The following is a 14,732-nucleotide window of genomic DNA, read 5'->3' as shown; positions in this document are numbered from 1 at the left end:
GGTGGGTGAAGCCTGACGGAAGTCCCGATTGGCCAACAAAAGCAAATAATGGTTTTGACGGAGGGTTCAATGGGCCGCCGACGATTACTGCGCTTCAGCCGGGTCATACGTTTGACAGGTATGGTGGCCGTTTTGATGAGAAAGGTAACTTTACTGATCAGGGTAAATTTGTGGCCCCGATAGACGTGCCGTTTGATCAGCGCGCCTTGCCTGACTCAAGTCTGAAATCACCCTATAGGCAGTATGAGGTCTTAAAGCCTATCCCAGAGGTAAACTCTGGAAGTGCGGCTCCTTGGTTTGGAAAGCCTGGCATGGGGACTCAGTATCAATTACCTATGAGCATTGATGAGTTGGTGAAGGAAGGTTTCATCAGACCGATAAAATAACCTGAGGGTAGCAACAATGGATCTTGAGCAGTTAGCCGATTGTTTTTTCAAATATGCGCGTGAGCAGGGAAATCCATATGAGAAATTTCCTTTAGGAACTGAAGTGGATGAGTTTGGTGCTCCCTATATTGAGATTTCTGAAGCTGGGAAGCTGGCCATTGTTGCGAAAGATCGCGGTGAAGAATGTCTAAGGAAAGAAACGACGTCGCCGGAAGTGTTGGCCAAATGGGTGTATGAGATTTTTAATAAGGAATAATAAAGCGACTTAAAGGTAAGGAAAGGGGACGCCCATGATAAACGGGGACAGACCCTGAGGAATCCCCGATTTTTCTTATGTCCCGTCCTGAATAAGGTTTGAACAGCACCACTTGCCGCCTGTGGGAGTCCGCTCGCGAAAGTGGTGTATCAGTCGATATCCATGTGGAATGTTAGTCAGTCATCGCGGGCAAGCCCGCCCCCACAGGGATTGTGGTGTTCGTGGGGACTGTGGCTAATCCGGACCTAGTGAGAACGGGCCTTATCCCCCATGACAGCAACTGGCCGCAGCCTTGTCCTCATACCGATCGTGATGCCTCACCCAATCCATGATCTCCTCTTCATTACGCCCCTTAGGCGTGAGGTCCAGATAGTTGTAGGCACCGACCAGCAAATCCAGGCCACGTGCATAAGTCGAATAGGTATGGAAAATCTCCCCCGCTTCGTTGCGATAAAACACGCTGAGCCCTGGGAGTTCTTCCTCGGTGCCATCAGTTTTTTCGTAGTTGTAGGTGGCTTTTCCGGCGGCGACGTCTTCGGCCCGGGCGCAGACGCCGAAGTCGTAGTTGAAATCGCAGCCTTCGGACGAGACCCAGTCGAATTTCCAGCCCATGCGCTGTTTGAAGGGCTGGAATTCGGCGAATGGTGCGTGGGAAACCGCGACCACGGCGACGTCGTGGTGGGCCAGGTGTTGGTTGGCACCGTCAATGTGGTCGGACAGGAATGAGCAGCCGGGGCAGCCTTCATCCCAGCCAGCGGCGAACATGAAGTGATAGACGATCAATTGACTGCGGCCGCCGAACAGGTCGGCCAGGCTCAGTTCGCCGTTGGGGCCCTGGAAGCGGTAGGGTTTGTCGATTTTCACCCAGGGCAGGGCGCGGCGTTCGGCGCTGAGTTTGTCTCTTTCCCTGGTGAAGGCTTTTTCGTGTGCCAAGTGTTGTTTGCGGGCGGCGAGCCATTCTTCTCGGGACACGACCGGATGATTCTGAATGTTCATGGTGATTTCTCCTGCATGCTTTGGCGAAAGTCGATTCGCGCTGCGGGTTAAACCTTCTTACACAGCCTAGTCGTTTGGCCTGTGCTCAAATCGACAGACCGCCGGTCGGTAGGGCGAAATACCTCGGCTGAACGGCTGCCCTCCCTGTCGGTCACAACCTATGAAGGCCATTTCTCTCGCTGGCACTGGAGGTTGATCAGGATGACGACTTATAACTGGGATTTGATTGAACACTTGCTGCATGAGGTGCAGAACGGCGCTGGTCACAGTTTCACTCCACGGCCCTATGCCGAGCAGTATGCGGCGGAGAAAGCTGCCTCGGGTGAGCCGTTTGAGAACCTGGATCATCTGAAAACGGTGGCTGGAGAGTACGAAAAGTTACTGTTGATGCGGGGCTATATCGAGCCTCGGTCGGAGGATCAGGGTGGCAATGGCGAGAATTACATTTTGACGGCCCGGGGCTCGAGTTTGTTGAGCCTGATTGATAGCAGCATTCCGGGTAATGAGCATCCGCGGCAGGTGCTGGATGAACAGGAGGATGCGCTGGGAGAGTTGACGTTTGATGAAGTGGCGTCGAAGGCGCAGATTGCCTGATTTTGTGGCGACAGCAAAAGATCGCAGCCTTCGGCAGCTCCTACATGGACCGCGTAACCTTGTAGGAGCTGCCGAAGGCTGCGATCTTTTGATCTTCTAACCCTGCCGCGCCGCTCTCAGACATTTCAAATCAGAAAAATCCTTGCGCACCCCTTCAATCTTCCTCAGTAACCGCTGACGCTGAAACGGCGTGCTTTCGGCCATCAAGTCCACCAGCAACGCCCGAGCCTGGGCTTCGGTGTTGGCGTAAGCCTCACGGTAAGCGGGCGTCCATAAACTCTCGCGATTCACCAGAAGCGTCTCGATTTGCTGTGGGAATTCTGGACTGTGCCGTTGCGCGACTGCCGCGCTGAATTGCTGCTGCCAATGGGCGCGGTTGGCGATCCATTGCTGGTACTGGTCACCCAGGGCATTCGACCAGGCCATCACCCGTTGCTGTTGGGTCGGGCTGAGCGGTCCGAGCCAGGCATTCAGTCGTTTCTCCATGCGCATGCTCCGCTCATTGATCTGTTGCTCCAGAGTCGGTTTGAGGTAGGTTTCCTGGCGTTTGCGCTGGTCCTTGGCGAAGGCATCGTTCATTTCTGCGACTTGCTTGTCATCCAGGCCCTGTAACAGCTCGATGGCCGACGGGGTGATTTCCCGGGCGGATTCGGCGATGGCCTGTTTGGCTTCCTGGATGCGGGTTTGCAGCGCGGCGTCGGTGACTTGGTTGGTCTCGACCATGGTCTGCAAACGGTCCAGCCAGCCGAGGTAACCGGGCAATTGCGTCGTGCAGTGCCAGCTCAAGTGTTCCTTGAGGCGCTCGTTGAACCAGTCTTTTTGTACGTGGTTCATGTCCAGGTAGTCGCTGAGCGTCCAGGGAATGATCACGTCGAGGTTGCGGTAAGCCAGGCCCACGCGGGTGCACGCGGCGACGGTGAGACTGAGGGCGATGATGAGGGTGACTTGTTTCAACCAGTGCGACATGGCGAGTCCTTGCGAACCTGGTTTTTTGTCGGGTTCTTTTTATGTGATCGCGGGACGAACCAAGCAGTTCAGCCGATTAATAGAAGCTGTGTGCAGCCTTGAGCGTGACCAGGCTATCGCACTCGCTATTGTGGCCGGAATAGGCGGAACAATGGCTGCCACTAAGGTTTGAGTCACTGTAGATCAAGTCCAGATCGATGCCCATGAACGGCCGGGACAACTTCACTGACCAGTCGGTAAAGCTGCCTACATACCCACCGTCGACGGAGACCGGTGTGTTGAGATGATGGGTGGTGTATTTCAGGCTGATCCCGATGCCGAACGGCTGATTGCCACTGAGGTCGGCGAACAGGGTGCTGTTCTGTTTGTCCGGGTCGTTGCTGAAGGCAGCGCCAAAGCGGCTGTCCAGCAGTGTCAGGCCGCCGAAAAGTTCCTGGCTGTCGAGGGTGTCCACTTTCGGGTAGCTGTAATGGATCATGCCCACTTCGTAACCGAGGGATTGATCGAAGGGCTGTTTAAAGCCCATGTAGGAATCCACTTCAAGGTTGCTTGAAGGGCTCAGTCCCATGCTGGGGGACCATTGACCCACATAGAAACCGCTGTCGTGGCTAAGGTCGAGGCCACCGTGAAACGAGCCGGTCGTCGAGGGTTTGACCAGTCCTTGGGCCATGCTGCGGCTGGGGGTGGTGGCGAGTTTGAGATCGAAGTCGCCCAGTTCGCGCTGGAAGACTTGCGCTTGGGCGACCGAACACCACAGCAGGCTGCCGAGCAGGAAAAGAGAGGGCTTGAACATGCGTCACTCCATGAACAGCGAGGAGCAGGCCTTGAAAACCTGCTGAAACGCTTGATCCAGACACGTGCAAGCATACCGGCGAATGTTCGGCATCGAGGGCCGTTCGTCGATTTTTGAAATATTGATTTGTTTGATGGGGTATTGCGGGAGGGTTCCAGTCCAAGCGCTTCGAAGCCCAAAGCGCTTAGGGACCAGTTAACGCGGGGGAATTACTTCTTGCCCAGCGTGATCTGCTTGGACGGGCCGAACGTCTGGCCGCTGACGCCTTTGGCAATTTGCTGGATCTCGCCACCGGACTTGAGGAACGCAGCGATCTGGTTGTTGATCGATTCGCTGGTTTCAACGGCTGGAGCTGGCTTTGCTTTGCTGTTGGATGCTTTTACACGCATGGCGGCCATTAACCTGTAGAAATTAACTTGGCCAGGCATCGTACAGGAAATACTTGACAATTGCTTGGTAAATATCCTCCCGAAATGCACCTGGCAGGAACACGAACAATCGCAAGTTATTATTTTGAATAGTCTCCTAAGCTGCTGTTTTAACTAAGAACCTCGGTGAGTAAATAGCGTTTTTCAAATGGGTCAATCAAGCTGTGGACCATTCGAACGGCCTGACGAGCGGCCGAACGCGCACGGTAAATACCGGAAAATTAAGGCCTCGCGCGGATTTTCTCGCACCACCGGGCTGGCTGCTGAACGTCGCCCGCAAAACCGGGTAGAATGCCGCCCACGCAATGAGGGTATTGGACATGGCTTTAGTCGGGCGCTACAACAGTTTGCAAGTGGTTAAACACACTAACTTCGGTTTATATCTGGACGGTGGCGCGGATGGCGAAATCCTCCTGCCGAATCGTTACATCCCCAAAGATATTCCCAGCGAAGATGAAGACTGGCTCAACGTTTTTATTTATCTGGACAGCGATGACAAACTTATCGCCACGACCGAAAAACCGAAAGTTCAGGTCGGTGAATTCGCCAGTTTGAAAGTCGTTGAAGTCAACAGCATCGGTGTGTTCCTGGATTGGGGTTTGCCGAAGGATCTGCTGCTGCCGTATTCCGAAGAAAAGCGTCAGATGACGGCGGGCGAGTATGTCGTGGTGCACGTCTACCTCGACAAGCACACACGGCGCATCACCGCGACGGCGCGTCTGGACCGTTACCTGGACAAGACCCCGGCCAATTACACCCCGGGTCAGGAAGTTGATTTGCTGGTGGCCGAAGCGACTGACATGGGCTTCAAGGCAATCATCAACAACAAGCACTGGGGCCTGATCCACAAGAACGAAATCTTCAAGTTCATGCGCGCCGGTAAAGAAGAGAAGGGCTTTATCAAAGAAGTCCGCACCGACGGCAAGATCAGCCTGAGCCTGCAACCGGTGGGCGAAGAAGCCGCCACCAGTCTGAACTCGAAGATCCTCGCCAAGTTGCGCGACAACAACGGCACCTTGCCAGTCAGCGACAAGAGCGACCCGACGCTGATCAGCAGTATGTTTGGCGTCAGTAAGGGCAACTTCAAAAAGGCCATCGGTGCGTTGTACAAGAATGGCCAGATCGTTATTCACGCTGATCGCATCGAACTCAGCTGACCTCACGCCGCCCCTGTAGGAGCTGCCGCAGGCTGCGATCTTTTGACTCTAAAAGATCAAGATCAAAAGATCGCAGCCTGCGGCAGCTCCTACGACAGGCGTCGGGCGAAAAACCCCAGGCCCCACCCCTTCAAGTCTAAACAAGTGAGCCTGCTCGCGATTGACTGCGCAGCAGTCACCCATCTCTTTGTATACATAACGTCCTGCACCGTTTGCAGGCGCTGACGCCCTGATCATGGGCATTACCATCCCCTCTATTTCTTAAAGGCATTGCTCTGAACAGAGTTGAAAGCCTGCTCTGTCACACCTTTCGCTCATATGGCACGCATTCTGCGTAGCAACTCGTATACAAACCATGCCAGCTCCCGTACGCAGTGTGGTCGCCGCATCAGTCTCGGGGGCCGTGCCTGTACTTTCGAGGAGCCCTGTGATGACCGAGCAATTGCCCAACGGCTACAGCCCACGCCTGTATAACCAGGACCTGGGGCCGCTGCCGCAGAAATGGAATTGGTACAACATCTTCGCCTTCTGGATGAGCGATGTGCACAGCGTCGGCGGCTATGTGTTCGCCGCCAGCCTGTTTGCGCTTGGGTTGGCCAGTTGGCAGGTGTTGATTGCCTTGCTGGGCGGGATTTGCATTGTGCAGTTGATTGCCAACCTGGTCGCCAGGCCCAGTCAGCAAGCAGCGGTGCCATATCCGGTGATCTGCCGACTGGCATTTGGAGTGTTCGGGGCAAATATTCCTGCAGTCATCCGCGGCCTGATTGCAGTGGCCTGGTACGGGATTCAGACGTACCTGGCGTCCAGTGCCCTGATCATCGTCGTGCTGCGCTTTTTTCCTTCAATGGCGGCCTACGCCGAACCGCACTTTGCCGGTTTGTCCTACCTTGGCTGGTTCGGTTTCCTCAGCCTGTGGTTCGTCCAGGCGCTGGTATTCTGGACCGGCATGGAGTCGATTCGCCGTTTCATCGACTGGGCGGGGCCGGTGGTTTACGGCGTGATGTTCTTGCTCGCCGGCTGGATTGTCTGGCAGGCCGGCTGGAGCAATATCAGCTTCACCCTGGCGGAAAAGTCCCTGTCTGGCTGGGAAGCCTTCGGACAGGTGATCGTGGCAACGGCGTTGGTGGTGTCGTACTTTTCCGGTCCGACCCTGAACTTCGGCGATTTCAGTCGCTACTGCCGCAGCATGAACGACGTGCGCCGTGGAAACTTCTGGGGCCTGCCGGTGAATTTTCTGGCGTTCTCGCTGGTGACCGTGGTGATCGTCTCCGGCACCTTGCCGGTGTTCGGTGAAATGCTTCACGACCCGATCGCCACCGTGGCGCGTATCGACAACAGCGTGGCGGTACTGCTCGGCGCTTTTGCCTTCGTTACCGCGACCATCGGTATCAACATCGTCGCCAACTTCGTGTCCCCGGCGTTCGACTTCGCCAACGTCGCTCCGAGCAAGATCAGTTGGCGTGCCGGCGGCATGATTGCCGCCGTGGCTTCGATCTTCATCACCCCGTGGAACCTGTTCAACAACCCCGAAGTGATTCACTACACCCTCGACGTGCTGGCAGCGTTCATCGGTCCGCTGTTCGGGATTCTGCTGGTGGATTACTACCTGATCAAAAAGCAGCAGATCGACGTCGATGCGCTGTTTAGCGAAAGCCCGAGCGGGCGTTATTACTACAGCGGTGGGGTTAATTGGACGGCGGTCAAGGCGTTGATTCCTGCCACCCTCATGGGCGTTGCGATCACATTCACCCCGGTCTTGCAGCCGATGGCCAATTTTTCCTGGTTCACCGGCTGCTTCCTTGGCGGCGTCTTGTACTTCGCGCTGGCCAGGCGCGAGCAGGCACAGCAATCGGCGGCGTTGATCATCGCGGGATGACGCACGCGGCGATTTAAAGGTCTTTTGCAGACACCTTTTTCTGTCCATCTGGTTAATAATCGACGGCATAATTTTTCGCCCCGGCACTCTGCTCAGCCAGAAGGCCGGGGCTTTGCTTTTACTGTCGAGTCACTGCCATGGATTGTGTTGTCGAGGTGTTCCGGTGAGCGCCACCCGGCGTAGCGCCGATGGATTTGCCTTGCAAGTGATGGTCGGGCTGTGCCTGATCTGGGGTGTGCAGCAGGTGATGATCAAATGGGCCGCGCCCGACATCGCGCCGGTCATGCAAGCAGCGGGGCGGTCGGGTATTTCCGCGTTGCTCGTAGGATTGTTGATCTGCTGGAAGGGCGGCTGGGATCAGGTCGGTCATACCTGGCGCGGCGGTTTGCTGGCCGGCGCGTTGTTTGGCCTGGAGTTCTTCTTCATTTCCGAAGGCCTGCAACTGACCACGGCGGCGCACATGTCAGTGTTCCTCTACACCGCGCCGATTTTTACCGCGTTGGGCGTGCATTGGCTGCTACCGAGTGAGCGTTTAAGACCGGTGCAGTGGCTGGGGATTTTTCTCGCCTTCATCGGCATTGCCATTGCGTTTGCCGGTGGCGTGTCCTGGGGCAACCTCGACCACCGCATGCTGATGGGCGATGCCTTGGGCGTGCTGGCCGGGGCGTCGTGGGGCGCGACCACTGTGGTGGTGCGCGCCTCGCGTCTGTCGGAAGCACCGGTGACCCTGACGCTGTTTTATCAACTGATCGTCGGCTTCGTCGGCCTGCTGTTGATCGCGATCCTCAGCGGGCAGGTTACCCATGTCAGCCTGACCACTGTTGCCGTGGCCAGCGTGCTCTTCCAGGGCTTGGTGGTGTCGTTCTTCAGTTATTTGACCTGGTTCTGGCTGCTACGTCGTTATCTGGCGGCGAACCTGGCGGTGTTTTCGTTCATGACGCCGCTGTTCGGCGTCACGTTCGGCGTGGTGCTGCTGGGCGAAAAACTGAGCCTAAATTTCGTGATCGGCGCGGTGCTGGTGCTGCTCGGGATCACTTTTGTGAGCGCAGAGCAGTGGGTCCGCCGTCGTTTGCGCAAAGCACTTGGGCAACCCTGACCGGGCGCAGCAACAGGCCTCCAGCGATGATCAAACCGCTGCCGGCGATCAGCAGCGCAGGTTGCAAGCCACCACTGAAATGACTGCTCAATGCCGCCAGCAACGGCCCGCTGAGCTGACCCACAGCGAAGCACGCGGTCAGCAGCCCGGCGTTGCGCTGGGTGGCGTGGGGCGCGAGTTCCCGGGAGCGCTGCATCACCAATTGCATGCAGGCCAGAAACGGCCCGCCACACAGGATCACCCCCAGCGCCAGGCCGGCACCGCTGCCCAACAGGCAGGCGAAGACCCCGGCCGCCTGCAACCACAACGTTGCCATCAGCCAATGACGAGTGCTATTCGGGTTGTGCCGACGCAGGCTCACCAATACGACCCCGGTCGCGGCCGCCAGGCCGAAGCATGGCCAGAACAGATCGGCTTGCCATTGTCCATGAAACTGCGCGCTGGCCATCTGCGAGAGGAAAGTGGCCGGGATGATGTAGCCCAAACCGTACAACCCATAGATCACCGGTAAACGTCCGACACCTTGGGCACCCGACGTGGTGGCAGGCGGTGTTGCCGTAGAAGGACCGGCCGGCTGCGGCAGGAACGGCAGAATCCCCAGCAGCATGACCAGTCCGACACCGGCATACACCAGCCACAACGTTGCAGACGTCTGACCCAGCAGGTTCGAGCCCAAGGCCAGCAAGCCCGTCAGAAAAATCCCCAGACCCGGTCCGGCAAAGACCAGGGCACCGAGCCGTGGGCGACCAGCCGCTGCTGCCAGCGGTTGGCTCAGCGCGGTAATCATCACCAACACCCAGGCGCTGGCCACGCCCGTGCCGAAACGCAGCGCCAGATGCGACCAGAACCCGTTGGCCCAGAACGAGGCCAGGGTCAGCAGCACACAGAGCCACAAACCACCGAGCAGGCGTCGACGAACCTGATCGGGACGACGGGCGAACATCGCGTCCACCGCGCCGACGAAGTAGCCGAGGTAGTTGGCGGCGGCAATCAGACCAGCGGCAGTCAGGTCGATCTGGCCTTCGCTGAGTAAGTGCGGCAGTTGCGGAGTCAGGGCGAAACGCCCGATGCCCATGGCCATCATCAGGGCGATGAAACTGGCGGTTAAGCGAATCAGAGGGGACATAGTCTGAGTTCCGTTTCGAGGATCAATGACCGTCAGGCTAGGACTGATTGACTTTCTTTAAAAATGAATAATAGTGAGAAACTTGTTCTGATTTGGAGAGTGGCGTGGAATTCAGCCAATTGCGGATCTTCCAGGCGGTGGCGCAGGAGGGCTCCATTACCCGTGCCGCTGAACGCCTGCATCGCGTGCCGTCCAACCTGTCGACCCGGCTCAAACAGCTCGAAGAGCAACTCGGTGTCGAACTGTTCGTGCGCGAGCGTCAGCGTTTGCAGTTGTCACCTGCAGGAAAAGTCCTGCTGGACTACACCGCCAAGCTATTCGCCTTGCACGACGAAGCCCACGCGGCGGTGCAGGGCGGGCAACCGGCCGGGGATTTCGTCCTCGGCACCATGTACAGCACCGCCGCGATTCACTTGCCAGAGCTGTTGGCGCTTTATCACCGCCGCTATCCGGCAGTGAACCTGCAAGTGCAGTCGGGGCCCAGCGGCGAATTGCTCGAAGGTCTGCTCACCGGGCGCCTTGATGCGGCGCTGGTGGATGGCCCGCTGGAGCTGGCCGGGCTCGACGGCGTGCCATTGTGCGACGAACGGCTGGTGTTGATCAGCGAGGCCGATCATCCGCCGGTGCACAGCGCGCTGGATGTCGAAGGGCGTTCGGTGTTTACGTTTCGCCAGGGCTGTTCTTACCGGATGCGCCTGGAAGCCTGGTTCGCCCATGATCACGCGGCCATGGGCCGGGCCATGGAGATCGAGTCGTATCCGGGGATGCTCGCCTGCGTGATTGCCGGCTCCGGCGTGGCGCTGATGTCGGAGTCGATGCTCGCCAGCCTGCCGGGGCGCGAAAGTGTGGCGGTGCACCCGTTGGCCGAGCCGTTTGCCAGCGCGACCACCTGGCTGATGTGGCGCAAAGGCATGGTCGGAGCCAACCTGAATGCGTGGATCGAGCAGCAGCAGGCGGTGTATCCGTCGGCAGCGATTCAGGCCCAGGCAATTGTTTGAACGGGCGGTCAGGGATTTGGATCAATTCAGTAACAGATCATTGCGAACTTGGGCGAGCATTGCGTAGGACTTCGGACTATTATCAGTGCGAAGGGGCTACAGAACTTCGGCCGCTCGGCACTACCCTGAAGGGGGCACCATGAAAGAGAAAATCCAAAACTGGCTGCATGACCTGGGGGTCGCACTCGGTTTGATCGAACCGCCTCTGCAACCCGTGCCTATTCGCACTGATGATGAACAACGCCGCCGCCAGCAGCAGCGCCGCCGGTAAACGCTTGGGTCTATTTGGCAAGCGGGCTTGTTATGGCGAGGGGGCTTGCTCCTGCTGGGCTGCACAGCAGCCCCCCATTGATGACCACCGAGGCGTATCAGGCAGCATGCGAATCCTGGCTTCGCGACTGCTGCGCAGTCGAGCGGGAGCAAGCTCCCTCGCCACAAAAGCCTGCATTCTTGCCTTGGAGATGCGTTTCAACCCCTCTCAATACCGCCCGATCTCAATCAAAAACCGGTTCAAGTCGTCGACTGTAGTCGCAGTCTTGAACATGCGGTCTTCCTGGGCGGTAAATGCCGTCAATCCCAACTGATCTTCAAGATGGAAGATCAGTTCTTCGATATCTTCTTTATCCAGTCCCAACTGCACCAGGTTCATGGTGTCGTTGAAGTCATCCTGAATTTCCAGCAGGCGGCAAATGAAGTGATGCACGGCGGCACGAACGGCTGCTCTTGTCATGGTCATTCTTCTAGGGCGTTAATGATGTTCCTGGTGCTGAGTACAGCAGGCTTCAGGCGTGCCGACGCTGCCACTCGTCTATCATCGTGCGCAAATGCTCTCCGGATAAACTCCCGAAATGCTGAGCTGTTTGACCTCGAACCACTGATCGCGGCTGACGATCTTCATGGGCAGATTCCTTCAGGCGAAAAAAAACGGGTGTGGCAACCGACGCCACACCCGCCGAAGAAAGCATCAAGTCGCTTTAGAAACGTCAGGCCGCGCTCGCCACCACGGCCGGGCGACGGGACATCAGGCTGACCAGCACGAAGCTCACCAGACCCACGCCGAGGCTGTAGTAGATCGGGGTGTTGGAATCCAGACCATCCTTGAACATGAACACCAGAGCGGTGGCAAAGCCCATGCCCATGCTGGCGATAGCGCCTGCGGTGGTTGCGCGTTTCCAGAAGATTGCACCGATCAGCGGGATCAGCATGCCGCCCACCAACAGGTTGTAGGCCAGAGTCAAAGCACTGATCACGTCGTTTACCACCAGCGCGATACCCAGCACGGCGATGCCGGTCAGCAGGGTGAACAGGCGGTTGATGCCCAGGCTCGACTGTTTACCGCCGCGCAGTTTTGGCAGCAGGTCTTCGGTCAGGGTGGTGGCAGCGGCGAGCAGGCCGGCGCTGGCGGTGGACATCATGGCCGCCAGGGCCGCCGCAATCACCAGGCCACGGATACCGTCCGGCAGGGACAGTTTGACGATGGCGGCGAAGGCGTTGTTGACGTTGTCCAGGTCCGGGATCAGCACATGAGCGGCCATGCCGATCAGGGCGCAGGCCAGTCCGTAAAGGATGCAGTAGAAGCCTGCGAATGTACCGGCGACCTGAGCCACTTTGGCGCTTTTGACGGTGAACACACGCTGCCAGATGTCTTGGCCGATCAGGATCCCGAAGAAGTAGATCATGAAGTAGGTGATGATGGTGTCCCAGCCAATCGTGGTGAAGCTGAAGGCGGTTGCCGGCAGTTTCAGCACCAACTCATCCCAACCACCGACGCGGTACAGGCAGATTGGCAACAGGATGAACATCAGGCCCACGGTCTTGATGATGAACTGGACGATGTCGGTCAGGGTCAGGGACCACATGCCGCCGATCGCCGAATAGATCACCACCACGCCACCGCCGAGCAATATCGACAGCCAGAACGGCAGGCCGAACAGCACTTGCAGCACGGTGCCAATGGCCAGGATCGAGACCACGCCGATCATCAGCGCATACGCCAGCATGATCACCGCGCTCGCGGAGCGGGCCATGGGGTTGTAGCGTTTTTCCAGCACCTGGGTAACGGTGTAGATTTTCAGCTTCAGCAGCGGTTTGGCGAGGAACAGGTTCAGCGCCACGATCCCGCAACCGAGGGCCGCGCAGAGCCAGAAGCCGGAGATGCCATGGACGTAACCCAGGCGCACGGTGCCGACGGTAGATGCGCCGCCCAGAACGGTAGCGGCCATGGTGCCCATGTACAGGCTCGGGCCGAGGTTACGGCCAGCGACCAAAAAGTCTTCGTTGGTCTTGGCCTTGCGCATGCCGTAGTAGCCGAGTATCAGCATCGCGGCGGCGTAGATGAGTACGACGAATAAATCCAAAGCCATGATGGCGTGTCTCCGATTGTTTTTTTTATGGTGAAACAAAGATGGTTCTGCGGGTCAGGTCTCTGTGGGAGCGAGCCTGCTCGCGATTGCGATTTGTCAGTCACATCAATGTCGGATGTACCGCAGTCATCGCGAGCAGGCTCGCTCCCACAGGTGGATCTGTGTCAGGCGGGCTGACGTAGTTCAGGTTTTGCCATGGTGCTTGAGCCCTTGCTGCGTGAATCATTCGGGCCGAACACCGTGGCCGGCTCCGGGAACAGGCTCAGCAGCGTCAGGTACACCAGCGACGCCAGGCCCAGAGTGACAGGCAGACTGATGTCGATCCCGCCCGCCAGATTCCCGAGCGGCCCGACAAACTGCCCCGGCAGGTTCACGAAGCACAAACCCACCAGAGCACTCGGGATCCAGGCACCCAGGCCGCGCCAGTTCCAGCCGTGGGTGAACCAGTAGCGGCCACCTTTCTCGCCACGGGTGAACACTTGCAGGTCATCCGGGCAGTAGAAGCCGCGACGCAGCAACAGGCCGATGATCATGATCACCATCCACGGGGTGGTGCAGGTGATGATCAGCACGGCGAAGGTCGACACGCTCTGCACCAGGTTCGCGGCGAAGCGCCCGATGAAGATGAAGGCAATCGACATCACGCCGATCAGCAGCGTTGCCTTGACCCGCGACAGCACCCGCGGGAACACGCTGGACATGTCCAGCCCGGTGCCATACAGCGAGGTGGTGCCGGTGGACATGCCGCCGATCACCGCAATCAGGCACACCGGCAGGAAGAACCAGCTCGGCGAAACGGCCAGCAGACCGCCGACATAGTTGTTGGCCGCGATGTAGTCCGGTGCCTTGATCGCCACGATGGTGGCGGTGGCGAGCCCGAACAGGAACGGGATGAAGGTGGCGATCTGCGAGATCACTACGGCGGCCATGATCCGGAGCTTGGAGGTGTCACGCGGGATGTAGCGCGACCAGTCGCCGAGGAACGCTCCGAAGGAAATCGGGTTGCTCATGGCCACTAGCGCCGAGCCGATAAACGCTGCCCAGAAACCGGCCTGCCCCATGGTCACGGTGCCGGCGTATTGGCTGTCGAATGCAGGGGCGAAGGCGAAGATGCCCAGCAGGAACAACAGGCTGGCCGCCCATACCGCGATGCGGTTGACCCACAGCATGAAGCGGAAGCCGTAGATGCACACCGTCAGTACCAGCAGCGCGAACAGACCGTAGGCCAGGCCCAGGGTCAGATCGGTTTCCGGCAAGTTGATCAGGCGTTTGGCGCCGCCCACCAGCGCATCGCCCGAACTCCAGACGGAGAGCGAAAAGAACGCAATTGCGGTCAACAGTGACAGGAATGAGCCGACGATCCGCCCGTGCACGCCGAAGTGTGCACCGGAGGACACGGCGTTGTTGGTGCCGTTGATCGGCCCGAACAGGCCCATGGGTGCCAGAATCAGCGCACCAAGCACCACGCCCAGCACAATCGCCCAGACGCCCGCCTGGAAGGACAGGCCGAACAGTACCGGGAAACTGCCGAGCACGGCGGTGGCAAAGGTATTGGCGCCGCCGAATATCAGGCGAAACAGGTCGCTGGGCCGGGCGTCGCGTTCATTGTCCGGGATCTGTTCGACCCCGTTTGTTTCGATGCTGCTAAGGCTTTTTTCTTTGTTGTTGTTATTCATGATCTGCTCCGATCATAAAGG

16 protein-coding genes are annotated in these 14,732 nt (G+C 58.2%); 8 read left to right on the top strand and 8 right to left on the bottom strand.

Features of this window, described 5'->3' with window-relative positions; genetic code table 11:
- Positions 1-5 precede the first annotated feature (5 nt).
- Both KGB14_RS04785 and KGB14_RS04780 read left to right on the top strand, forming a co-directional pair.
- Positions 6-386, top strand: coding sequence for a TNT domain-containing protein (locus tag KGB14_RS04785; protein ID WP_223484338.1), 381 nt, complete (start codon positions 6-8; stop codon positions 384-386).
- A 16-nt stretch (positions 387-402) separates the two neighbouring features.
- Positions 403-642 (top strand): hypothetical protein, encoded by a 240-nt coding sequence (locus tag KGB14_RS04780; protein ID WP_223484337.1) that lies wholly within the window; start codon positions 403-405, stop codon positions 640-642.
- A 261-nt stretch (positions 643-903) separates the two neighbouring features.
- Here the strand turns inward: KGB14_RS04780 and KGB14_RS04775 are convergent, their stop codons facing one another.
- Complete coding sequence (locus KGB14_RS04775) at positions 904-1,638, bottom strand: DUF899 domain-containing protein (RefSeq protein ID WP_223484336.1); 735 nt, start codon at positions 1,636-1,638, stop codon at positions 904-906.
- Positions 1,639-1,839: 201 nt separating this feature from the next.
- Here KGB14_RS04775 and KGB14_RS04770 point away from each other — a divergent pair, with 201 nt between their 5' ends.
- Positions 1,840-2,232, top strand: a complete 393-nt coding sequence (locus KGB14_RS04770) for a transcriptional regulator (RefSeq protein WP_223484335.1) — start codon at positions 1,840-1,842, stop codon at positions 2,230-2,232.
- 96 nt (positions 2,233-2,328) lie between these two features.
- Here the strand turns inward: KGB14_RS04770 and KGB14_RS04765 are convergent, their stop codons facing one another.
- The 3 genes from KGB14_RS04765 to KGB14_RS04755 form a co-directional block, all read right to left on the bottom strand.
- On the bottom strand, positions 2,329-3,198 hold the full coding sequence (locus KGB14_RS04765) for a DUF6279 family lipoprotein (RefSeq protein WP_223484334.1): 870 nt from the start codon (positions 3,196-3,198) through the stop codon (positions 2,329-2,331).
- 76 nt (positions 3,199-3,274) lie between these two features.
- A complete protein-coding gene (locus KGB14_RS04760; RefSeq protein ID WP_223484333.1) occupies positions 3,275-3,991 on the bottom strand; it encodes a TorF family putative porin in 717 nt (238 codons plus the stop codon).
- Between the two features lie 209 nt (positions 3,992-4,200).
- Positions 4,201-4,389: a hypothetical protein gene (locus tag KGB14_RS04755; RefSeq protein ID WP_017337097.1), complete on the bottom strand. Its 189-nt coding sequence runs from the start codon at positions 4,387-4,389 to the stop codon at positions 4,201-4,203.
- Positions 4,390-4,739: 350 nt separating this feature from the next.
- Here KGB14_RS04755 and KGB14_RS04750 point away from each other — a divergent pair, with 350 nt between their 5' ends.
- The 3 genes from KGB14_RS04750 to KGB14_RS04740 all read left to right on the top strand — a co-directional run bounded on the left by KGB14_RS04750 (position 4,740) and on the right by KGB14_RS04740 (position 8,548).
- Positions 4,740-5,576, top strand: a complete 837-nt coding sequence (locus tag KGB14_RS04750) for a S1 RNA-binding domain-containing protein (RefSeq protein WP_223484332.1) — start codon at positions 4,740-4,742, stop codon at positions 5,574-5,576.
- A gap of 430 nt (positions 5,577-6,006) precedes the next feature.
- A complete protein-coding gene (locus KGB14_RS04745; protein ID WP_223484331.1) occupies positions 6,007-7,452 on the top strand; it encodes an NCS1 family nucleobase:cation symporter-1 in 1,446 nt (481 codons plus the stop codon).
- Positions 7,453-7,615: 163 nt separating this feature from the next.
- Positions 7,616-8,548, top strand: coding sequence for a DMT family transporter (locus tag KGB14_RS04740; protein ID WP_223484330.1), 933 nt, complete (start codon positions 7,616-7,618; stop codon positions 8,546-8,548).
- Here the strand turns inward: KGB14_RS04740 and KGB14_RS04735 are convergent.
- Positions 8,484-9,674 (bottom strand): MFS transporter, encoded by a 1,191-nt coding sequence (locus KGB14_RS04735; protein WP_223484329.1) that lies wholly within the window; start codon positions 9,672-9,674, stop codon positions 8,484-8,486. The two genes, KGB14_RS04740 and KGB14_RS04735, sit on opposite strands and share 65 nt — an antisense overlap.
- A 104-nt stretch (positions 9,675-9,778) precedes the next feature.
- On the opposite strand from KGB14_RS04735, the gene ptrR reads away from it, so the two are divergent.
- A complete protein-coding gene (gene ptrR, locus KGB14_RS04730; protein ID WP_223484328.1) occupies positions 9,779-10,672 on the top strand; it encodes a putrescine utilization regulator PtrR in 894 nt (297 codons plus the stop codon).
- Positions 10,673-10,811: 139 nt separating this feature from the next.
- Entirely contained in the window at positions 10,812-10,943 is a 132-nt protein-coding gene (locus KGB14_RS28455; protein ID WP_256580670.1) for a PA1414 family protein, read from the top strand.
- 207 nt (positions 10,944-11,150) lie between these two features.
- On the opposite strand, the gene KGB14_RS04725 is transcribed toward KGB14_RS28455, so the two are convergent.
- The 3 genes from KGB14_RS04725 to KGB14_RS04715 all read right to left on the bottom strand — a co-directional run bounded on the left by KGB14_RS04725 (position 11,151) and on the right by KGB14_RS04715 (position 14,711).
- Complete coding sequence (locus KGB14_RS04725) at positions 11,151-11,402, bottom strand: acyl carrier protein (RefSeq protein ID WP_223484327.1); 252 nt, start codon at positions 11,400-11,402, stop codon at positions 11,151-11,153.
- Positions 11,403-11,655: 253 nt separating this feature from the next.
- Entirely contained in the window at positions 11,656-13,035 is a 1,380-nt protein-coding gene (locus tag KGB14_RS04720; protein WP_223484326.1) for a sodium:solute symporter, read from the bottom strand.
- 164 nt (positions 13,036-13,199) lie between these two features.
- The gene (locus KGB14_RS04715; protein ID WP_223484325.1) at positions 13,200-14,711 is read right to left on the bottom strand and encodes a purine-cytosine permease family protein; all 1,512 of its coding nucleotides are present in this window, start codon (positions 14,709-14,711) and stop codon (positions 13,200-13,202) included.
- Between the last annotated feature and the right edge of the window lie 21 nt (positions 14,712-14,732).

It is taken from the genome of Pseudomonas sp. A-RE-19 (assembly GCF_019956555.1).
Taxonomy (GTDB): Bacteria; Pseudomonadota; Gammaproteobacteria; order Pseudomonadales; family Pseudomonadaceae; genus Aquipseudomonas.
The sequence above is the reverse complement of the archived record's forward strand: the minus strand, read 5'-3'. Positions and strand labels throughout refer to the sequence as shown.